Raw genomic sequence first — 20070 nt, forward strand, 5'->3', positions numbered from 1 at the left:
CACAATAATGAAACTATTTTGGGTATTAATTCTACTTGCGTATAATGTTTCGGCTGAGAAGTTTTTCTATGAACAAGAACCGAATAACTCACCGATTGATGGTAACCATTTCAAATCAGAACAAACGATTCTTGGTGATATGCAAGGCAAAGATCAGGACATGTTTATCTGGAATGTATCAGATGGCGATGCTGATTTTCAATGGAATATTGAGTTTGAAGGTTTGCCTGGAAAATTAACCCGTTTAGATTTAATGCAAGTAGAATTTACTGAAGACGGAAGCGGAGTCACAAAAGTAGATACCATTTTCTCAATGTCGAGTCCAGATGGCTCAGTACCATTACAAACAAATAATTTGGTCGTTACACCAGGTAAATATTATATAGGTTTGTCTTATGCCGGAGGACAATCAAAGCCATCAGCATCTCCATTATTTGGTGATATTGGTTTAGAAGATATGGAATCCGAAATTCAGCAGGAAAACAATCAAATAGACTCTATCGAGGTTAAAGAGCAAGATTTCTACAAAATCAGAATTACCAAGGGATATAAAATCAATCAGGCAAGAATTAAGGAAGATAAAAACAGTAAAGAGTCTCCATACTCACTTCGTGCAGACTCTACGGTAGGTATTTATTTCTTTAATAAGTCACTCTGGTTGGATTTTAAAATAAATGAGAAACAAACCAACCAAGTTTGGAAGGTTCATGGTCAATCGGAACTAGGAAAACCATTAACTTTAAAACTGTATGATTCTGCAAATAATTTATTAGCCTCTCACCAGTCTGACAAAAGAGGAACTTTTTATCTTTCTGATTTAAAACTATCAGTAGGTTCTTACTTGCTTGAGTTGATATCTCAGGATTCAAGCACAGCTATTATAGAGGTCGCCAATACAGGTGAGTTTGTATCGGGGAATGAAGCAGAACCCAACAATAAACTTAAAATTGCTAACCAAATCAAAATTGGAGAGGCAATATCTGGAAGATTGTCTGACAATAGAGATGAAGACTATTTTATTTTTGAAGTTGACGAAGAACTGTCACATAAACAATTGAAACTATCAGTCGTTAACGATAATAAAGAAAATCTACGTTTTTGTTTGTGGGATGATAATCAAAAAAGATTGAAATGCAATGACACAAAAGAAGATATCATCTTAGACAATTTGTCATTAAGTACAGGGAGTTACTTTATATCACTATCACGATCTGCCAATGAAGCTCCTTATAGTGTTAACGTAGCGGATGTCGGCCCAAGAAATCCTATCATGGAAACTGAACCAAATGACAGCTTTCCTCAAGCTGTTGCTATGAATGAAAAAAGATTAGTCAAAGGCACAACGGTTGGCAACGAGTATGATTTTTATAAATTTGATGTTGATGATAGTGATAGGATGTGGACGATTCAAGCAGTTGGAAGTAATTTGGATCGATTGATGATTTATAACTCCAGAGGTGATGCTATTCAGAGAGCAACCAATCAGGCAAAAAGCAACAGGCTCAAATTAAGCAACCTCATTCTTTCCCCGGGTGAGCATGTTGTCAGCTTGAATGGTACGGATAGCAAGTATGTCCTTAGAGTATTTCCCGCCGGAAAAATTGATGAATCTCTTGAAAGAGAGCCTAATGATAGTGATATACAAGCAACAGCTTTAAATATTGGTGAAACTAAAAAAGGGTTGCTTGCTGATGCGAATGATGTCGATTTATACCACTTTCGTATTAATGGTGAACAAGGACTCCATTTAAAGATACAGCCTCCTGCAGACGGCGCATTAAGTTATCAGTTGGACAGAGAAGGAGTCCGTGTTGGTAGAAAAGTCTCACAAAAAGGTGAGGCAGTGGAGTTTAAAGGACTGTTAAAACCGGGAGAGTATCAAATAAGAATCCAACCTCATCGTGATTTGAGCGATGATTTATACGAGGTTTCATTAAAAACTTATGACGCTTACACTTGTATTGAAGATTGTGAACCGAATGATAATCCGTATCAAGCCAATAATATGAGTGGAGTTTCGGTAGTCAAAGGGCAATCAGGAACTCATGATGATTATGACTGGTATTTTCTACCGGAATCCGAAGTACAAAGAAAGGTTACTTTCGTCGATAAAGTTGGTAATAACATTAACGGAATTGTCGGCTTTACCGATTATGGAAAAACAAGCTTAGTCACAGAGAGAAACTCAAAAGAACAACTCATAGATTTCACCATTCCTGTAAATAAAGCCGGATATTTCCGAATCCAAGTGTCGAAATCAGATTATGAGTTTGATATTAAAATTGATAATCAACCGGTTCAACAACAAATAATCTCAGCTGATGTGAGCTTGTCAGTTAGCGGGCTGCCTGAGAAAATAAAGGCATTTAGCCCTGAAAGCCAAAGACTTAAAGGCCAAATTATGGTTGAAAACAAAGGTCATGAAATCGTTGATGTTCATTTAAAAATCCATACCGGTGACTACCGGTGGATAACAGATATTTCCACAGATGAATTGCAATTGCAGCCAGGAGAAACGAAACAAATACCAATTTCTATTTTGACTCCGGCTGAATTGATAGACACAATTATCACACGAATCGTTTTTGTTGCTGAAACAAAAGGAGTTGTTGTAAAGCAATATTCGCATGAAATTAAAGCGGATACAAATGCAGAATTGGTCAATCCTGAAGAATTCTGGGGAGTTCAAAAACCTTTGTTAGGTGGTATTAATGTCGCCGCACATTCAATGGGAGCGAAACGAACGGAAGAAGATATTGCGATGAATGTTTCATCCGTTGGTTATGGATTTGATGAATTATTTGACAATATGACGGCGTTAAATTCGGGTTTAAAATATCGAGGTGGAAGAAAAACCGAAAAAGATATTGTCACAATTGAATTCGCAGGTAACAAACCTGTTGATGTGGTAGGAACTATACTTAACCCTTTATCCGGTGGAAGCTCTTATAAATATCTGAAAGATTTCGAGTTGCATCTATCTCTTGATGGGGTCAATTTCCAAAATGTGCTTCAGGGAAGTTTGCAGCCGGTTGGAGCTGAGCAATCCTTCGTGTTATCACAACCTTACAAAGCACGGTTTGCTCGTTTGTATATGATTAACTCTCAGGATGATATCGTTAAAACCAATCTGTCTTTAGGTGAGTGGAAAGTGATTGCAGCTCCTGATACAGTGTTTGATTCCTTCAATATTGCGAGCCCAAATCATGGCGGGTTTGTTGTTTGGTCAAAACCACAAATTTCAGGAGATTGGGATAAGCCAATTTTAACAGAAGAACTGGAACACGCTTCAGCACGCTCCAGATCGAATGATGATTGGCAATGGGTTATCGGGTTTCACAATCAACGAGCGGCGTTCATTGAAAAAATACAATGGTTGCCATCACAAGCTGACACCGGTAACAGGTCGAATGTAGAACCGATGAAATCTGTAAAAGTGTTTGTTTCCTCATCTTCAAATGTGGGACCATGGCAATTAGTCGCCGATGAAAAACTAGACACTGACAAATCACTCAAAGAAATTACCTTTGAAAAACCGGTTTGGGCTCGCTATGTGAAATTTGTAACTGATAACGTCAAAATTAGTAACTATGCTTATTTTCCTGAAACAATCCGAATCCTTGAAAAGCAAGTAGGTAGTGATTATCAAAGTATTTTAGGAGAGTGGGGAGAGCTTTCACATCAGGCATTGTATGAAAAACTCAATCCAGCAAATAAGCTCACTGTTAAAGATGAAAGGCAAAACCACAGCAAAAATACGGCTTTTGATATCAGTCAGGTAAAAACAACAAAAGGTCAGGTTCAACTGGAATATGCTGACAATCCGGATTGGTTCAAATTTTCGGTTGCCGAAGATCACAACACCTTAAACATCAGACTATCGGGCAAACAAACAGTTGAGACCGTTTTACATATTGAGGACGAACAAGGTATTCAACTGCCATTACTTATTGTTGCCAAAGAAACAAATTTAATCCAATACCAGCTTCCTGTTGAAAGCGGGAAAAATTATTTTATCAAAGTTGAAGAACCTCCGAGGTCGACTGTTTTTGTGTGGGATACCAGCCCCAGCACACTTAGTTACGAGGATATAATCTATCAGGCATTAAACAGCTATAGCAATGAAGTAATTCCTGATAGAGATATGGTGAATTTCTTACCATTCGGTGGTGAATTATTGATGGATCAATGGTATGGAGAGCCCTATTATCTGAAAACAATTATTAACAGCTATTCGCGAAAAGATGATTCCAGTCAGGCTGAATGGTCGCTTTCCCAGGCAACAAAAGCATTGGCTGGCAGACAAGGAAGCAAAGCAATTATTTTAATCACCGATGCTCTCACAAACAGAACTCCTGAAGTTTGGGATAGTTTGAGAGAGGTTCATCCGAGAGTATTTTCGCTCGGTTTAGTGGGAACTCCGGGGTTCGGAGGCAAACTTCAGGACCAAGTTGATTTACTCCAGTCTTGGGCTCACGTCAATAACGGAGAGTTTATCAAAGTTGTGGATAGAAATGATGCTGATCAAGCATTTGCCAGAGCAGCAGCTAAATTGCGTATGCCGGCAGATTATCAGCTTGTTGTTGATAGCGAATACATAAAACAACCCGGACCGGGACAACTGCAAATTTCACAATCGGCAAGTTCACAATCTGGCGGAGCAGTTGAATTGATTCTCGATGCTTCTGGCAGTATGCTCAAGCGTTTGAACGGTAATCGCCGAATCAATATTGCTAAAGATGTCTTGAAAAATACAGTCACGGAAGTGATTCCACAAGGAACTCCGGTAGCATTGCGAGTCTTTGGAGATAAAGAAGCTAATGCTTGCAGAACGGATTTAGCCATCAAACTTCAGCCTTTGCAGCCCCAAGCCGCAGTCAAAGTGATTGATAGTATCAATGCCAAGAATCTGGCAAAAACACCGATTGCTGACTCTCTGGCAAAGGTTGCCGGTGACTTGAAGTCTCATCAAGGTCAAAAAATAGTGATTCTTGTGACAGATGGGGAAGAAACTTGCGACGGAAATCCTCAGGAAGTGATTGCTAAATTGATTGAAGATGGTATGGATATTCGCCTCAATATCGTTGGTTTTGCGATTGATGATGAGGAACTGAAAGAGCAGTTTCAGCAATGGTCCACTCAAGGTGGCGGAAAATATTTTGACAGTAATAATCCGGAATCTCTCAAACAGTCAGTGAATGAAGCTCTAAAGGTTCCTTATTCCGTCTTTGACAGGAATGGAGAGCTCGTTAGCGAAGGAACTGTCAATGGTGAACCCATTGAATTGCCTGCAGGATATTACACCATTAAAATATTCACTCAAGAAGTTCAAGTGATTGAAAACTACCAAATTTTGGGAGAGCAGTTGCAAAGATTTGAGTTGTAGTTTTTTGAGACGCGAACGGTTTGTAATAAGAGTGCAAATGATAATCAATTTTGTTTGTATTTAAACCATGACATTGGAACTATTGTATTTTAGCAGTGTCTTATATATAATTCACAATCCTGCTGCTTCATAAGAAGGGCGGAAGTTTTTAAAACATATTTATTTGCCGCAAAGTCGGGAGTAATTAGGAGTAAAAAAATGACAGAAAACAACTCAACAAGCACACAACTCGCGCCAATCCCTGTAATGACAGGATCTTTGGATAGCTACATCAGTGCAGTTAATCAAATAGCTGTTCTCTCCAAAAAGGAAGAACGCGAACTCGGTAAAAAAGTTTTTCATGATAACGATTTGGAAGCGGCTCACAGATTAGTCACTTCGCATCTGCGTTTTGTTGTGTTTATCGCACGATCTTATGCAGGCTATGGCTTGCCGGTCGGTGATTTAATTCAGGAAGGAAATATCGGTTTGATGAAAGCCGTTAAACGATTTGATCCTTCACATAAAGTCAGACTGGTTTCATTTGCAGTGCACTGGATTAAGGCAGAAATTCACGAATACATCCTGAAAAACTGGAGAATTCTAAAAGTTGCAACCACCAAAGCTCACAGAAAATTGTTTTTCAATTTGCGTAAAAACAAAAAGCGTTTGGGTTGGTTGCGTAGCGATGAAATCAATCAAATTGCAGAAGATTTGAATGTCAAACCGGAAGTGGTTGTGGAGATGGAATCTCGCTTGCATGGACAAGATGTGTGTTTTGATTTGTCATCAGATGATAGTGATGATGATAACTACTCACCACAAGAATGGTTGACAAGTTCTGATCCAAGCCCGGAACAATTGTTGGAGAAACAAACAGAAAGTGATTCAAATCACGAATTACTATTCAAAGGTTTGGATAAATTAGATGACAGAAGTCTGGATATTATAGAAAGCAGATGGTTGACAGACAAAAAAGCCACTTTGCAAGAACTTGCTGAGAAATATGATGTATCAGCTGAAAGAATCAGACAGCTGGAATCAGCAGCAATGAAAAAACTGAAAAGCCAAATATTGGCATAATAAGTGCTTCAATCAAAACACAAATGGCAATTAAATTTAATTGCCATTTTTTTTGTAACAAATTCATCAGTAGTTCGTTTTATATCTGAAAAACAAACGAATGGGTAACAACATGAAAAATATTCTGGTACTAATTTTAGCATCAACATTTTCTCTGACTGCTTGCGGAAATTTTTTGGGAAGCAAAAACATTGCGGAAGGAACTCAATCTCCTGATAAGGATTATGATACCGTCAATGGCAGCATTACTGTAGGGGCGAATTCAGAAGTTGGTGATCTATCAACAGTTAATGGCTCCGTCAATGTTTCTCCAGGAACCAAAGTTGGTTCGGCAGAAACAGTGAACGGAAGTATAAACTTTACAGATGGTGTAAAAGCTCACTCAGCAGAAACAGTCAATGGTTCGATTCGCCTAGGAACAAACTGTGAAGTTGAAGAAGATGTGGAAACAGTCAATGGTTCAATCATTGCTGAATCCGGTTGCAAAGTGAAGGGAAATTATGAAACTGTCAACGGGAAACTTAAAGCTATTAACGCTGAAATTCATGGAAATGTAAAAGCAGTCAATGGCAAGATTTTGCTACTTGATGGAACACATGTACATGATGATGTTATTATTGAAAAAAGCAAAGGTTTCTTTAATAGCACAAAATCCAAGAAACCGGTTGTTGTTTTAGGAAAAGATGTGGTTGTTGATGGCGATTTGATATTTGAGAAACCGGTTAAATTATATATTCATGATACTGCAAAATATGATGATGACTTCGAAAATGCGGAAGTGATTAAATACTCCGGCTCAGAAGAACCATACTAAATAATACCTAAAGGGAAACTTGAGCCTGTAAACAATTCTGTGTATCTGCGCTCATAAATAATCACCTAAGCGACTTTCAAATTCTATCACAAAACGATTCAAAGCAGGCTTCCAGTTGCGAATGGGCATAGTCCATTTGCGGGAGGCCTCTTTTACAGCCAAAAATATCGCCTTTTTGGCAGAATCGTCAGTAGGGAATATCTTACGCTTTTTAATCACCTTTCTGATAACACTATTGAGTGATTCTATCGCATTTGTGGTGTAAATGACTTTTCTAATATCTTCAGGGTAGTCAAAAAAGGTGTTGAGATTGTTCCAGTTTGCTCTCCATGATTTGCCAATCTGTGGATATTTACCGTCCCAACTGGAACAGAATTTATCCAATGCAAGCAAAGCTTCATCTTCTGTGATGGATTTATAAATGCTCTTCAAATCAGCTGTAACTGCCTTGTAATCCTTGTATGGAACATACTTGATGGAGTTGCGCACCATGTGCACGATACACAGCTGGATTTGTGTATCAGGATAAACAGTCTCAATGGCTTCGGGGAAACCTTTTAATCCATCAACACAAGCAATGAGAATATCTTTAACGCCTCTGTTTTGCAATTCTGTGAGGACTCCCAGCCAGAATTTGGCACCTTCAGTTTCAGCAAGCCACATGCCTAAAAGCTCCTTATGACCTTCCATATTAACGCCCAAAGCAAGATAAACGGACTTGTTGATTACTTTTCGATCTTGTCGAACCTTAACCACCAGACAATCCAGATAAACAATGGGATAAACAGCATCCAATGGGCGGGACTGCCATTCGGTGACTCTGTCGATGACTGCATTGGTGACCTTTGAAATCAGGCCGGCTGATATGTCAGCACTGTATAGTTCCTGGAACATATCAACGATTTCACGGGTACTCATGCCTTTGGCATAAAGGCTCAGAATCTTGTCATCCATGGCTGTGAACCGGGTTTGGTTCTTCTTGATGAGTTCCGGTTCAAACTCCCCATCACGGTCACGAGGGGTGTCCAGAATAAATGCTCCGGTATCGGTTCTCACTGTTTTGGAAGTGTATCCATTGCGGGCATTTCCGGAAATCCGTGAACCCCCTTTATCGTAACCAAGATGGTCATCCAATTCAGCATTGAGGGCTGCTTCAACAGTTATTTTGCTCAGGATTTGGCTGAATTCAGCCAAATCCTTTTGAGTTTTTATACCTTTGGCAAGTTCTTTGCCTAAGGCTTCAAGTTCTTTTCTATTTTTCATAATGTACCTACTTTAACAAATTTCAATTAAAGCAGATACACAGATTTATTTACAGTGCCGGAAACTTCATTTCTCTTCTCTTGGAGGCAGTGATATTTCATATTGCTGCCTTTTTTATTGGAATTCTTTTTCATAAAAAATTTTTATCGCTAAAATACACCGATGATTTTTCAGATTCAAATAAAACTTTTCGCGATTATTCTGTTTTTATCACTTGTTTCGTGTTCACAGAAAACAGAGCGATTATTTAAGAAACAGTATTTCATCTTTGGCACAATCGTTGATGTCCTCATTTGGGATGATGATGAAAATCAGGTATCGACCGCCCTTGAGAAAGTAGAAGCCATGCTCAATTCCATGCACAATCAATGGCATGCATGGAAACCTGGGCGCTTGCTAGAAATCAATCAATCTCTGAGGAAAGGTGAAAGCATCAAATTATCCGATTATGAATCAGCGTTTTTGCAGGAAACCCAAGAATTATCCAAGCAATCATTAAATTATTTCAACCCTGCAATTGGTGAGCTGATAAATCTTTGGGGATTTCACACTGATAATTACCCAATTACTACGCCACCACCGACTGAATCTCAAATTGAGGAATATCTCAGAGAAACTCCAACCATGCAGGATTTGATTGTTAATGGAAACTTATTTAGTAGTAAAAACACTTCAATTTGGCTGGATTTTGGAGGAGTGGCAAAAGGTCATGCCATTGATCGAGCCATAGAGATTCTGCAAACACACAATATTAAAAACGCTATAGTCAATGCCGGTGGAGATCTACGAAGTATAGGTAAAAAAGGACAAAAAGACTGGAAAGTGGCAATTAGAAAACCCAACTCAGAAGATGTTGTAGCAGTCATTGAAGTTAAAGGTGATGAATCAATTTTCACCTCCGGTAATTACGAACGCTATAAAGAATTCAATGGCAAAAGATACGCTCACATTATTAATCCAAAAACCGGATATGGAATTGAAAACATTATATCCTCAACTGTTATAGCAAAAAACGGAACCCTCGCTGATGCAGCAGCTACCGCTTTAATTATTGCTGAAGATATCGACCGGAAAACGATTATCAAAAATCTGGGTTTAACACAGGTCTTGCTGATAGAAGAAAACGGGCAATGTCTTTATACCAAAGAAATGCAAAAGCGAATTGACTTGGAGTGTGGGATTATAGAATGATGTGATGTTGTTTTTATTGCTATCGTCCTGATACTCTCCATCATCCATAATAGTTTGCGTGAAAAATCTCACCGGGAGGTTTTTTGCACAAACAAACATAACAATGTTAGACTCTTCCCATCGTTACTCTGGGTATTAAAGCTAAATCTTTGAGGGTTTTAATATCAGAATAATCATTATATTTCATAAAATCAGTCACCTGTTGGTGTTGATTATAACCATGTTCAAGAATCAAATATCCGTTTGATTTTAGGTGATTCTTTGCTGTTGAGATTATTTGAAACAAGTCTTTGAAGCCATAATTAGATGATGTTAGAGCAGTTATAGGTTCGTATTTTAGATCTTGTAGATGCGGGTCGTTTTCTTCAATATAAGGAGGGTTGGATACGATGATATCGAATTGTTTATTGTCTAAATTACTGAACCAGTTGCTTTGCAAAAATTTTGCATTGTGAATTTGATTGTGAATTTGGTTTTTGCGAGCGATTTCTACACAATCATTTGAAAAATCGATTGCCGTGATTTGAGAATGTGGTCTTTCTTTAGCAATGCTTAAAGCTATGGCACCCGTTCCGGTTCCTAAATCCAGAATATTTCCGCCAAAACTATCATCAGTTAACTCTAAAACGGTTTCAATAATCAGTTCAGTTTCAGGTCTTGGAATTAAGGTGTGTTCGTTAACGATTAAATCCAGTGTCCAGAACTCTTTATGACCGGTGATATAAGCTAAAGGTTTGCCGTTTTCTCTTTGTTTTATGAATTCTAGGATTTGGTTCATCTGAGATTCTTCGAGCTGTTTATTCCAGATAAATAGTTCTGCGGTATTAATTTTGAGAACATGACAAATTACCAAATCAATTTCGCGTTTCTCTAATTTGGTGTTTTGATAAAAGTATTTTAAAGGTTGATGTGTTGACATTGAAAATAAAAAAGGCTGGATAACACCAGCCTTAAAGATAAGGTTTTAATTCAATTTAACCAAAAGAACTTTTTGAAATCATGTCTTTAGCTGGTTTTGAAGAACTTTTATCGAATGAAAGAGTGACTATTTTGTCGCTTTTTTCATCAAAGCTGGCTGAAAACATAATCACATCAGAAGAATTATTGATTGGATTTTTCTGATCTAACTCGGGAGTGACAAAATAGACAGCCGTAACCACCGCAGCAGTTGCCAATGCCGGTTTGAACCATGACAAGAATGAAGTTGTAAATTTGGGTTTGAGTTTCAAATCAACAGATTGACCGACAGCCACTGACCAATCTTGTAATTGGTTAATCACTTGATAACTCATACTGAGTTGAGTGTTGTCAGCAATTTTCTCAACATTTGCTAATCTTGTATTGGATAACTCCGCAGAATCATATAAAAAGTCAGTACTTTCATTGATAGAATTATCGTGACTTTTTTGAAACATTTCAGCAAGTTGTTTTTCAGTTAATTTCATAATCTATTCCTAAACTAACAAGTTTATCTTTTAATGCTGCCATTGCTCTTTTGGAGAGGTTTTCAGCTTTATAAAATGACCAACCGGTCATCTCACACATTTCTTTGACTGAAAAACCCTGAAGTCTTAGCTTTACCGCAATTCTTCTGCTTTCCGGCAGAGTTTCTATTGCTTGCATTATCAGCTTCATGAGCTTTTCATTGGCTAATATATTTTCAGGTCCCAATTCCTCAGACTGTAAATCGGGTTTGTAATTGTCCTCGTCCGCTTCTTCAGGCATTTGAGTTTCGTTGGTATGCCTTTGGTTTTTGCGAGCCAAGTCGATAATAACATTAGCCGTAATCTTGTATATGTAAGACGAGATGTTTTCAATTTCTCGGTCACTTTCGATTAATTTTAACAGGCGAATACTGACTTCTTGTTCAACATCCTCGGCAGTGACTCCTTTAACATCAGGACGCAGCACAGCGACAGCTTTCACAACATGCTCATGATGTTCGGCAAAAATACGATGAATTTGTGCTTTGCTCAGTCCCATTGGTTTAATTATTCCATGAAAGAGCGTTCATTATCACTCCTTTTGTTTGCTGGAGCTTGTGATTTCGAGTGGCATCCATTGCCGATTTTCCTAAGTTGTTAGTCATGGCAGCGGCGGCTCCCATTCGAATCATAAAATGAACAATTGAAGCGATATTCCTGTCATCTACGGCATATTTTAATTTATGTACTCCACATAAAATCATCAAAGGAGTGTTTCCTTCTTTATCTTTGGCGTTAATATCCATACCGTGATCCATTAAAAACTGGATGGAGTTTTTGGCACTATTGATATTGCTGTAATACTCGGCACCCATGGCAATCACATGAAGCAGGTTTTGTTGGTTTTTGCTTTCAAAAAAGATATCCGCACCATTACGATACAAAATACTTAATAACGAATCATTCCATTGGGCGGCTGCTATGGTAACGTAGTTGTAATTGGACGGTCCGGTACCATTCGGATTGGCGCCGTTTTCCAATAATAACCCGGCAACATGACGACAATTACCAATAATACTGGATGATAATGCAGTGCTGCCATTTTCAGATTTCGCTTCAATATCAGCATTCTGTTGAATTAAAAAAGAAACAACGGCTCGTCTGGAATGACCGCTGGCACGTATTAATGCTGTACAACCATTTTCATCACGACAATTGACATCAATACCTTCAACAATCATTCGATTAAGGCCGCCTAAGTTTCCTGTTTTAGCGGCATGAAACCATTCCTGCTTGTTTGATTTTTTAGAAACAGTTTGTTTGAGTTTTTCAAAGAGAACGTATTTAGGGTCTTTGTCATTCTCAGTTTGTTGTTCAATGGCTGCTTCAACATCTTCTGCTGTAACATTTGGAACAACTGTTTTATTTTCCTCTGTCGATTCAGTTCTGGATATTGATTCAGTTTTTTCGGCTTTTGGAGTGGAAATTTCAGATTGATAATCGTTGGTAAAAAAGGGTAACTCAATTTGATTGATGGAGTTTAAGTGAGTTTCAATCAAACGAGAAATTTTAGGGTGTTTTTGTTTGGCAATTAACCAAGCAGATTTACTGTCCTTATCAGCTCGTTCGGGGTCAGCGCCGGCAGTTAATAATTGTTTGACGATATCATCAATTGGCTGTTTTTGTTTAAGTTCTAAAATTAATGCTGTTTCTTTGTTATTGTTGGTTTGATCAATTTCGGGGTTTTGTTCGATAATGAGACGCACTAAATCTTTGTTTCTTGAATGCACGGCATCAATTAACGCCGTATTGCCGGAATAATCCTGAATATTACAGTCTGCTCCTTGTTCAATGAGCTTTTTGGTTTTATTTTCATGTCCCATCAGGCAAGAAGTCATCAGAGCGGTGCGCTTTTGTTCATTCTGAATATTAACGTCATCAAATACGTTCAATATCATGGAAATCCCTGAAATATCATCCTGCATGCATTGACAGGCTGAAATAAGTAGTGGTTTTTCAGCTTGATGGAATGTGAAATTGTTCTCCAATAAGGCTTTTGCCATTGGGAAGTGGCCATTTTTTAGGGCAAGCGTCAGAACAGAATTTTTTCTGTCGTCGGTGATATGGGTATTTTCAATGCTGTTGAGCGCATCCAGTAGCTGTTGAGTGTCACCTTTTTTGCAACATTCAAAGATATGGTCGATTTGTGAATTATTCACCAGCAAACATTGAGTCGATAAAACAAGCGTTATATTAAATTTTTACCCACTCAATGTCTATTAGATTGTCAAATTAGTTTATTCAAGCACCAAAATATAGTTGCGATAATTTCGATAAATATTCAGAACCGGTGATTTTTTTGAATTATCAAGGATATTTTTTACCTGTTTGAGGTTGTTAACGGACTTTTTATTGATTGAGGTCACCAGGTCTCCACTTCTTAATCCTTGATTCCAGGCTGGGCTTCCTCGTTGAATTTCATCAATTAAAACACCTTGGTAAGTGTCTTTCAATCGTGACGGAAGATTGACGAAGTGAGCTCCCTCCAATCCTGAATGCAGTTCATCTCCATCGAATTCTTTTCTATCAAAAGTTGTGATACTGGCAGTCGTTTGATCTTCATCTTCATCACGAATATAGTTGATTTTTATGCGAGTGTTCAGTTCAAATAAGCCTTCTTGATTTTCAAAGTCGTGTTGATTACTGACCTTTGTATTGTTCAAGTGAGTGATGATATCTCCGGGTTTTAGACCGGCAATATGAGCCGGTGAATCTTCTTCAACATTGGTAACAATCACTCCACTGTTTTTGACCAGGTTAAACGCCCGAGCCAGATTCTCTGTAATATCCTGAACTTCAACGCCTAATGAGCCACGACGAACTTGTCCGTGTTGAACAAGTTGTCTCATGATTCTTTCTGCCAGAGAAGAAGGAATGGCAAAACCGATTCCGACATTTCCTCCGCTTGGAGAATAAATTGAGGTGTTAATTCCTACAAGTTCACCTTTGAGATTGATTAATGCACCGCCTGAATTTCCGGGGTTGATTGAGGCATCGGTTTGAATAAAGTTTTGATAGCCTAAGCCCTGAATATTGGTTCTACCTAATGCGGAAACAATTCCTGAGGTGACGGTTTGACCCAATCCGAATGGATTTCCAACGGCGACCACAAAATCACCAACTTGCATCGTTTCAGAACTTGCCAGTTTGAGTTCGGATAAATTATCCGCATCAATTTGTATCACGGCGACATCAGTTCCTTCATCGGTTCCAATCAATTTGGCGGTAAGGCTTCTGCCATCCTGTAAGGAAACCTGAATATCATCCGCGTCTTCGATGACGTGATTATTGGTAAGAATGTAGCCTTTTGCGGCATTCACAATCACGCCTGAGCCCAACGATTGAGTCACACGTTCTTGAGGATAGTTTGGTAAACCGTAATACCAGCTGTAAAAAGATTGGCTTCTACTATTAATCTTTTGTCTGGATGTTGAGTGAATATTAACCACTGCCGGCGTGACTTTTTGCAGTATTGGAGCTAAAGACGGAACTTTGATACCATCAACTTCTGTTGGCAATCCTGCGAAAATATTGGCAGAAAAAATAAAACCGAATATTAGAATAATTTGTCTCATAACTTTAATAGTCTAACAAATAGCAATAAAGTTCAGTTAAAATAAGTCCCTGTTTGAAAATATCAAGCTGTCGAATGAATAAATTCATCAAGAAACTATACAGTTGTCAAAAATCGAATCAATCATTAGTTTGCGTTGGATTAGATCCTGATATCTCCAGAATCAATCAGTTAGGTGTTGAACTTTCGATTTGGTTGAGAAATATTGTTGATGCTGTTGCAGATAAAGTGTGTGCCTTTAAACCACAAATTGCTCATTTTTCGGCACTTTCAGCAGAAAATGAACTGGAAGAAATAATCAAATACATTCACGATAACTATCCAAATGTTCCGGTGATACTTGATGCTAAACGCGGAGATATTGGATCGACCGCTGAAAGATATGCTTTGGAAGCCTTTGAAAGATATCAAGCGGATGCAGTCACAGTCAATCCGTATCTGGGTCAGGATTCGTTGCAACCATTTTTAGATTATGCAGATAAAGGTGTGATTGCACTTTGTAAAACATCCAATGGTGGCTCTAATGAATTTCAAAACTTAAAACTGGAGAATGGTCAGTTTTTATTTCAACAAGTTGCTGAGAATGCAGCAAACCAATGGAACTCTAATAACAATGTTTTGTTGGTGGTTGGAGCGACTTATCCGCAGGAATTGGCTGAAATTCGTCAGATAGTTGGCGATATGTCGTTGTTGATTCCCGGAATAGGTGCTCAAGGTGGCGATGTTGAAGCCACTCTGAAAAGTGGATTGATAAAAAATTCGGAGCATTCCGGGTTGATTATTTCCAGTTCCAGAGGAATTATTTTTGCCGGGGACAGTCAAGAGAACTACAAAAGCAGAGCTTCAATGGCTTGTGAAGAGTTGAACCGACAAATAAATGACTTCTGGTCTATTTGAATCATTTCATCAACATATTAAAATTACAACTTTTTAAAGAAAAAACCATGTCAGAAAATAGTCCTATAATTGCTCCAACCGGAGGCAGAAAAAAAAGCTCATTGATACCTGTGTTAATTGTGGTAGCAATCACAGTTGTACTTATCATGTTGATGAAAATGAGACAACCGGTCAATGAGAAAAAAGCAGACGCAGTTGTCATTCCGACCGTGAAAACGATTAAAGTGGAACCGATTGATTATGTGGTGCCAATTGTTACTGAAGGCATGGTGTTACCAAAAACACAAATCAGTTTTGCTTCAGAAATCAGCGGAAAAGTTTCTTATGTGGCTCCGCAATTCACCAATGGTGGTCAGTTTAAAAAAGATGATGTGTTGGTGCAGATTGATCCTCGAGATTATGAATTGGCAATCACCCGTGCGAAAGCTAATGTGGCTGCTCAAAAGGCTGCATTGGATTTGGAGCAAGCAAAATCTGATTTGGCAAAATCTGACTGGGGAAAGTATGGTAAAAAAGGTGAACCATCAGCTTTGAATTTGAATTTACCACAAGTCGATAGTGCAAAAGCGGCTCTTGCCGGTGCACAAGCTGATTTGTTGCTGGCACAGCGTAATTTGGAAAAAACCGGCATCAAAGCTCCTTTTGATGGAGTTATTATTGGTAAAAGTGTCGATATCGGACAATTTGTCAATATTGGCATGACGCTGGCAACAATTGCTTCTATTGAAACTGCTGAAATCAAAATCGCACTGTCTGATGAACAAATGCAAAACAGCCGGTTGAATACATTAATCAATGAAATTCTTGTAACCATCACTAGCGAGGAAACAAATAACAACACTTGGCAAGGCAAAGTGGCTCATATTGAAGCTCAAAGAGACTCTCGAACATTGCTAAATTATGCCATTATTGAGGTGAATCAACCGTTCTCACAAAACGATATTCCATTGCGTTTTAATAGTTTCGTAAATGTTGAATTTGCCGGTAAAACATTGAATTCTGTTTACCCTGTGAGTAGAGATTATGTGTTGCTTGGTAATAAGGTTTATTTGTTGAATTCTCAATCAGAGTTGGAAATTAAGCAGTTGGAGATAGCTCATTCGGATGAGGAAAATTTTTATGTTTCAAGTGGATTGACGAGTCGTAGTGAAATCATCACAACCAAATTATCCGGCGTGAAATCAGGTAGCAAATTGAAATTGGATACGAACCCAAACCTATAACCGAGACTCTATACTATGAAAGAAATACTAAACTGGCGTAAAGGTCTGATTTATTGGTTTGCGGTCAATCCGGTTGCAGCTAATTTGCTGATGGCTATCATTATTATTGTCGGACTGTTCTCTTTATCTTCCATTCGTAAAGAAATGTTTCCATCCACACAAATCAACATGGTGAATGTGACCGTTGCTTTTCCCGGAGCATCGCCCTCAGAAGTGGAAGAAGCTGTTTGTTTGAAAGTAGAGCAAGCATTATCACCGGTGAATGGAATTGATAAACTCACATGTACAGCCTCAGAAAATGTCGGAACAACTCTTATTGAAGTCGATGATGCTTATGATTTAGGTGATGTCACCAATGACATTAAAAACAAAATTGATGGCATTAACTCCTTTCCCGAGCAGGTTGAGAAACCAATTATCAATCAAATTGATATTGAAATGCAGGCAATCTTTGTTTCCTTGTACGGAGACGTTGATGAAAAGCAACTTCGTAGCTACGCCATGGATGTTCGTGATGAAATCAATGATCTTTACGGAGTTTCTTCAGCAGAAGTCGTTGGTGCGAATGATTTGGAAGTCAGGATTGAAGTGAGCGAAAACACTCTGAGAAAATATCAACTGACCTTTGATGAAATCGCTTTGGCTATTCGTTCATCTTCTCTGGATTTGCCCGCCGGTGCTGTTAAAACCAATAAAGGCGATGTGTTGCTTCGCAGCTTGGGTCAGGCGGATACGAAAGATGATTTTGGCGAAATTGTGGTTCGCAGCTATGCTGATGGAACAATTCTGAAACTGAAAGATATTGCTGAAATCACCGATGGATTTGCTGAGTCTTCCCGTTTTGCTACTTTTGACGGGTTAAAAACCATTTCGATTCGCGTTGATGCGATTGGTGATGATGACATTATCAATGTGACCAATCAAGTGAAAGGTTATGTGGCTGCAAAGCAAAGCAAATTGCCTGAAGGAATCAAAATGGCGCATTGGTCGGATATTTCTCACTATGTCAATGGACGTATTGATTTGATGACTAAGAACCTTTTTCTTGGTGCAATTCTGGTATTGTTGATTTTAACTCTATTTCTGAGAATGAAAGTGGCTTTCTGGGTGATGGTTGGATTGCCGGTTGCATTTTTAGGAACTTTCATGGTGATGGGTTATATGGGTATCACCATCAATATGCTCAGCCTTTTTGGTTTTATTCTGGTGCTGGGTATTGTTGTTGATGATGCCATTGTTATTGGTGAAAGTGCTTATAAAGAAGTTCAGCACAAAGGACATTCGGTCGAAAGTGTAGTGAAAGGAGCTCAAAAAGTCGCCTTACCTGCGACATTTGGAGTTTTAACGACCGTTGCTGCTTTTGTACCTTTGTTGTTTGTTGGAACGATGTTTGGTAGTTTCTTTGAAGCTATTGGTTGGGTGGTGATTCTTAATTTGCTGTTTTCTCTGGTTGAGTCTAAATTGATTTTGCCGGCTCATCTGGCTCACATGAAAGTTGAGGATATGGGAACTGACCATCCGGGATTTTTGTTAAGAATTCAACGTAGAGTCAATCGTGTTTTAGATAACTTCATTGAAAAGATTTATCAACCGATTCTACACAAAGCGGTCAGAAGACCTTATTTATCGAGCCTTGTGTTTCTGTGTGTTTTTGTTCTTTCTATAGCCATGGTGAAAACCGGAGTGGTTCGTTTTGTGATGAATCCTGCTTTTACGGCGGATTTCTTGTTTGCACAGGTTCAAATGACTGAAGGAACATCCGATTCAGACACCGAAGCTGCTTTGGCTTTGGTTGAACAAGCTGTTTTAGACATTGATAAAGAGTATTCCGCAAAAAATGGTAAGGACAAAGGTTTGGTTGTTGAACACATGTCTGTTGTGAAACAAAACCAACTGGATGGACGAATTGTCGTTGAGTTGATTAAAGATGATAGTGCGGTTCTTAACGGTGACGAAGTTTTAAAACTTTGGGGAGAAAAAGTCGGTCAAATTACCGGAGCGGAAGTTTTGGCATATGGCTCATTAGTTGGTCCCGGAGATGGTCCTGAAATTGCATTCAAGCTGACTTCGGATAACATTGAAGAATTAAGCATGGCATCAGCTGAGTTGGCCGACAAAATTCGCGAGTACAGCGGAGTGACTGATATTCGTAATTCCATGAAAGAGGGTAAAGATGAGGTTCAATTAACTCTCAAGCAAAGAGGTCGAAATTTAGGGTTAACTCAAAGGGATTTGGCCAATCAGGTCAGACAGGCTTTTTACGGAGAGGAAGTTCAAAGGATTCAACGCGAAGTTGACGAAGTCAAAGTGATGTTGAAATATCCTTTGGCAGAAAGAGAAACAATGGCAACCTTGGATAATATGCGTATCCGTTTAAAAGACGGAACGGCTATTCCAATTACCAGCGTCGCAGATATTACTTTGGGCAAAGCCAGTGATGTAATTACCCGAATTGACCGCAAACGAGCCAGTACAATTACAGGAGATGCGGATTTAAGGTTGGTTGATCCTAATTCAATAATGTCCGAATTGAGAGCTCCAGGTGGTTTTGTTAGTCAGTTGATGAAAAAATACCCTTCAGTTAAATCGGCTGCCGATGGAGTTTCCAAAGAAATGGCTGAACTGGCGATTTCATTGATGAAAGGATTTGTGATTGCGTTGTTGTTTATTTATATGCTGATGGCTGTTCCGTTAAAATCCTATACACAGCCGTTGATTATTATGATGGTGATTCCTTTTGGTGTGACCGGTGCGATATTTGGTCATTGGATAACGGGATATACCATGAGTATGATTTCGATATTCGGTGTGATTGCTCTTGGTGGAGTGGTTGTGAATGACTCTTTGGTGATGGTTGACTTCATTAACAAATACAGGTTGACCGGTCATTCAACGCTGGAAGCGGCAATGAAAGCCGGAACTCACAGATTTCGAGCGATCTTATTAACTTCGCTAACAACATTTTTTGGGTTAGTTCCGATGTTAATGGAAACCTCACTCCAAGCTAAAGTTATTATTCCTATGGCAATATCACTGGCTTTCGGTATCTTATTTGCAACAGTAATAACTCTGCTATTAATCCCTGTCTGGTATGTGATACTGGATCGATTAAAAACTAGAAAAAATCGTTCAAAGCAAATTAATGAAGTAGGTTTTATAGAGTAAAACTCGAAAGT

Annotated in this window: 13 protein-coding genes; 7 read left to right on the plus strand and 6 right to left on the minus strand. The window is 38.6% G+C overall.

The window, feature by feature from the left end; all coding sequences use genetic code 11:
• Positions 1-7 precede the first annotated feature (7 nt).
• From R3F25_10430 to R3F25_10440, 3 genes are all read left to right on the plus strand, one after another.
• Positions 8-5386 carry a VWA domain-containing protein gene (locus R3F25_10430; protein ID MEZ5497220.1) on the plus strand — a complete coding sequence of 1793 codons (5379 nt, stop codon included), beginning with the start codon at positions 8-10 and terminating at the stop codon, positions 5384-5386.
• A 198-nt stretch (positions 5387-5584) separates the two neighbouring features.
• Positions 5585-6448 (plus strand): RNA polymerase sigma factor RpoH, encoded by an 864-nt coding sequence (gene rpoH, locus R3F25_10435; protein ID MEZ5497221.1) that lies wholly within the window; start codon positions 5585-5587, stop codon positions 6446-6448.
• 112 nt (positions 6449-6560) lie between these two features.
• On the plus strand, positions 6561-7262 hold the full coding sequence (locus tag R3F25_10440; GenBank protein ID MEZ5497222.1) for a hypothetical protein: 702 nt from the start codon (positions 6561-6563) through the stop codon (positions 7260-7262).
• Between the two features lie 51 nt (positions 7263-7313).
• Here the strand turns inward: R3F25_10440 and R3F25_10445 are convergent, their stop codons facing one another.
• Complete coding sequence (locus R3F25_10445) at positions 7314-8525, minus strand: IS256 family transposase (protein MEZ5497223.1); 1212 nt, start codon at positions 8523-8525, stop codon at positions 7314-7316.
• A 162-nt stretch (positions 8526-8687) separates the two neighbouring features.
• On the opposite strand from R3F25_10445, the gene R3F25_10450 reads away from it, so the two are divergent.
• Complete coding sequence (locus tag R3F25_10450; protein MEZ5497224.1) at positions 8688-9716, plus strand: FAD:protein FMN transferase; 1029 nt, start codon at positions 8688-8690, stop codon at positions 9714-9716.
• A gap of 106 nt (positions 9717-9822) precedes the next feature.
• On the opposite strand, the gene prmC is transcribed toward R3F25_10450, so the two are convergent.
• The 5 genes from prmC to R3F25_10475 all read right to left on the minus strand — a co-directional run bounded on the left by prmC (position 9823) and on the right by R3F25_10475 (position 14775).
• Positions 9823-10635: a peptide chain release factor N(5)-glutamine methyltransferase gene (prmC, locus tag R3F25_10455; protein MEZ5497225.1), complete on the minus strand. Its 813-nt coding sequence runs from the start codon at positions 10633-10635 to the stop codon at positions 9823-9825.
• Between the two features lie 55 nt (positions 10636-10690).
• Positions 10691-11161, minus strand: coding sequence for a hypothetical protein (locus R3F25_10460; GenBank protein MEZ5497226.1), 471 nt, complete (start codon positions 11159-11161; stop codon positions 10691-10693).
• Positions 11148-11699, minus strand: a complete 552-nt coding sequence (locus R3F25_10465; protein MEZ5497227.1) for a sigma-70 family RNA polymerase sigma factor — start codon at positions 11697-11699, stop codon at positions 11148-11150. Before R3F25_10465 ends, R3F25_10460 begins: the two co-directional genes overlap by 14 nt.
• Before the next feature lie 4 nt (positions 11700-11703).
• Positions 11704-13359, minus strand: coding sequence for an ankyrin repeat domain-containing protein (locus R3F25_10470; protein ID MEZ5497228.1), 1656 nt, complete (start codon positions 13357-13359; stop codon positions 11704-11706).
• A gap of 78 nt (positions 13360-13437) precedes the next feature.
• Positions 13438-14775 carry a Do family serine endopeptidase gene (locus R3F25_10475; protein MEZ5497229.1) on the minus strand — a complete coding sequence of 446 codons (1338 nt, stop codon included), beginning with the start codon at positions 14773-14775 and terminating at the stop codon, positions 13438-13440.
• A 74-nt stretch (positions 14776-14849) separates the two neighbouring features.
• On the opposite strand from R3F25_10475, the gene pyrF reads away from it, so the two are divergent.
• The 3 genes from pyrF to R3F25_10490 are packed head-to-tail and all read left to right on the plus strand — an operon-like array spanning position 14850 to position 20059.
• Positions 14850-15671 carry an orotidine-5'-phosphate decarboxylase gene (pyrF, locus tag R3F25_10480; GenBank protein MEZ5497230.1) on the plus strand — a complete coding sequence of 274 codons (822 nt, stop codon included), beginning with the start codon at positions 14850-14852 and terminating at the stop codon, positions 15669-15671.
• 47 nt (positions 15672-15718) lie between these two features.
• Complete coding sequence (locus R3F25_10485) at positions 15719-16894, plus strand: efflux RND transporter periplasmic adaptor subunit (GenBank protein ID MEZ5497231.1); 1176 nt, start codon at positions 15719-15721, stop codon at positions 16892-16894.
• 15 nt (positions 16895-16909) lie between these two features.
• Positions 16910-20059, plus strand: a complete 3150-nt coding sequence (locus tag R3F25_10490; GenBank protein MEZ5497232.1) for an efflux RND transporter permease subunit — start codon at positions 16910-16912, stop codon at positions 20057-20059.
• Positions 20060-20070 lie beyond the last annotated feature (11 nt).

The sequence above is a fragment of the Gammaproteobacteria bacterium genome, assembly GCA_041395445.1.
GTDB lineage: Bacteria > Pseudomonadota > Gammaproteobacteria > Xanthomonadales > Marinicellaceae > NORP309.